This is a genomic window from Methylocystis sp. H62, assembly GCF_015709515.1.
In the GTDB taxonomy this organism is placed as follows: Bacteria; Pseudomonadota; Alphaproteobacteria; order Rhizobiales; family Beijerinckiaceae; genus Methylocystis.
In genome coordinates, this window is sequence record NZ_JADNQZ010000007.1 from 1 (window position 1) to 2,719 (window position 2,719).

1 protein-coding gene and 3 pseudogenes are annotated in these 2,719 nt (G+C 61.1%); 3 read left to right on the forward strand and 1 reads right to left on the reverse strand.

The annotated features are described in order from the left end of the window. The coding region (locus tag IYY11_RS00030) for a mannose-1-phosphate guanylyltransferase (RefSeq protein ID WP_196402258.1) at positions 1–939 on the reverse strand (939 nt) is incomplete at its 3' end. Positions 940–1,175: 236 nt separating this feature from the next. Between IYY11_RS00030 and IYY11_RS00035 the strand changes: the two are divergent. The 3 pseudogenes from IYY11_RS00035 to IYY11_RS22455 all read left to right on the forward strand — a co-directional run. Further along, positions 1,176–1,354 (forward strand): annotated as a pseudogene (locus IYY11_RS00035) (IS5/IS1182 family transposase); the annotation flags it as partial. A 288-nt stretch (positions 1,355–1,642) separates the two neighbouring features. Then, a pseudogene (locus IYY11_RS00040) lies at positions 1,643–2,050 on the forward strand (transposase); the annotation flags it as partial. A gap of 17 nt (positions 2,051–2,067) precedes the next feature. After that, positions 2,068–2,465: pseudogene (locus IYY11_RS22455) on the forward strand (transposase); the annotation flags it as partial. Positions 2,466–2,719 lie beyond the last annotated feature (254 nt).

Consider the following 2,719-nt stretch of genomic DNA (forward strand, 5'->3'; position numbering starts at 1 on the left):
GGTGGTCAGCGTGTCCTCGGAGCGCACATGGACGTTGCGGGCGTTCATGACGACGCCTTGGCCGCGGATGGAATTGCCGAGTTCGTCGCGGTCCGACAATTCCCAGACGGCGCGCCAGGTGCCGACGTCGGACCAGCCGATGTCGGCCGGAATCAGCGCCGCTTTGTCGGTCTTTTCCATCACGGCGTAGTCGATCGATTTCTTCGGCGCGTGCGCGAAGGCCTCGGCGTTCAAAATCATGAAGCCGAGGTCCTGGCTGGCCGCTTCGATCGCCGCCTCGGCGGCGGTGAAAATGCCGGGCTCGAATTGCGCAATCTCCGACTGCATGACGTCGGCGCGAAAGATGAAGTTGCCGCTGTTCCAGAAATAGCCGGCGTCGACATAGTCCTGCGCCGTCGCCCGGTCCGGCTTTTCGACGAAAGCGTCGAGTTTGTAGACCTCGCAACAGGACTCGAGCGGCGCGCCGGGGCGCAGATAGCCGTATCCTGTCGCGGGGCCGTCGGGCTTGACGCCAAGCGTGACGATATAGCCTTCGGCGGCGGCGGCGCTCGCGCGCTTGCACAGATCGACGAGGCCCTGCGTGTCGCGCACGACATGGTCTGCGGCGAGCACGACGACGATGGTGTCGGGCGCGCGGCGCGCGGCGAGGCCCGCCGCGACGGCCACCGCCGGACCCGAGTCGCGGCGCGACGGCTCCAGCACGACGTCGGCCTGCGCGCCGATCTCGCGCAGCTGGTCGGCGATGAGGAAACGGTAGTCGAAGTTGGAGACGACGATCGGCCGTTCGAACGCCGGGTCAGCGAGCATCGCCAAAGTCGTTTGGAAGGTGGAGCGCTCGCCAACGAGCGGAATGAACTGCTTGGGAAGCGTCTCGCGCGACTCGGGCCACACCCGCGTCCCCAATCCGCCGCACATAATAACGGGCAAGATTTTCGTCATGTGCTCTCTTTGCGAAATCGCGAGCTTAGTTACGCTCAGTTAGATGAACAATGCGGCAAAATCTGAGACGTCCACGAAATTACCAGGAATTTTGCTCCATAGACACATACAAACGACGTACCCGCTCACAAGAGACAGCAAAGAGATTCTGATCTTCTCCTGAATCATAGCGCACCGCAAATCTGTTTCTGACCCTTCTGGTTGACGACCAACGTGAACAGCACAAGCGCGTGATGCCGAACATCCTGCCCAAGGCCAATCGCAAATGGAAGAACTGTTTCTCACTTTTCCTTTACCGCAATCGCAACGCCACTGAGCGCATGTTCTGCCGGTTGAAGGACTTCAGGCGCATTGCCACGCGTACGAACGAAGCGCCACTAACTTTCTCGCAGCCGTCTGCATCGCGGCTTTTGTTATGAGTCTGGATTCTAGATCGCGCACCATCTCGCCCGAGACGCCGCGCTTGGCGACGGCCGGCCGATCAGGCGATGATCTCCCCATCGCAGACTTCGATCGCAAAGAACATGCTTACGACCTCACCATGTCGGGCGTGTATTCGAAATGATCTGAGCACTAGGTCGTGTGGACTCTAGGGATTCCATTTTAGGCGCAAATCAGATTCAAGGCTGCCTTTGGGGAAACGGCCTTGGGTGTGATGGATCGACTGGTGTTGACCGACGTGGCTTGGGAGCGGATGGCACCCAAGGCGACGTCGGATGATCCGGACTTCGAATATCTGATTGTCGACTCCACCATCGTCCCAGGCGGATCAGCATGCCGCGGGGGCGAAAAAGGGGGGCCTGAAGATCAGCGATTGGTCGCTCGCGCGGCGGCTTGAGCACCAAGATACATATGGCGGTTCGCGGCTGGGGATGCCCTGTGCGGTTCACGCTGACCGCGGTTCAGAAGGGCGATGCGCCGCAAGCCGCTGCATTGAGCGAGGGATTGCCTGCGGAGGTCGTCATGGCCCATACCGCCTATGACGCCGATCATTTGCGTCACGTCATCGCCGCCAAGGGCGCACGCCATCGTCCCCAACAACCCGTCACGGGCGATCAAATATTCGCTCGATAAACATCTCTACGCCCAGCGACATCTCGTCGGATGTTGCTCGGCGTGAAGGCCAGTCGCGCGACATTGTGGACGTTTCTCGACCGTTGCGGTCTGACGTTCAAAAAAAGACCGCCCATGCGAGCGAACAGGACCGCCCGGACGTAAAGGCGCGGCGCGAAGCCTGGTTGGAGAGCCAGCTCGATCTCGATCCGGAAAGGCTCGTCTTCATCGATGAGACCTGGACCACGACCAACATGGCGCGCAAATGCGGGCGCGAACAGAAAGGCGAGCGGCTGCGCGCGAGCGTTCCGCACGGACATTGGAAGACGACGACCTTCATCGGCGGTCTGCGCTGCGACCGCATGACGGCGCCGATGGTTCTCGACGGGCCGGTCAACGGCCAATGGTTCCAAGCCTATGTCGATCAGGTTCTCGTCCCGACGCTCTCGCGGGACGACATCGTGATCATGGACATGTATGGACGCCCCCGCCGGTGCAAGAAGAATCTTCGAAGCTGCGCAGCGCATGGTCAGGTGCTGACATGTATCCGGCCTCTGATGCGGCGCAGTCACATGCCGCGGGCCCGTATGGGAGTTCGCGGATCGGATCCATTACAATCTCGCGCGCTCGTGGCGCTCGTCCATGAACTGGTTTTCCCGATCCCGTCTCGTCGACCGTTGCGCCATACCCTCCGCTTGACCTTCCTACGCCGTCGACAACCCTCGCG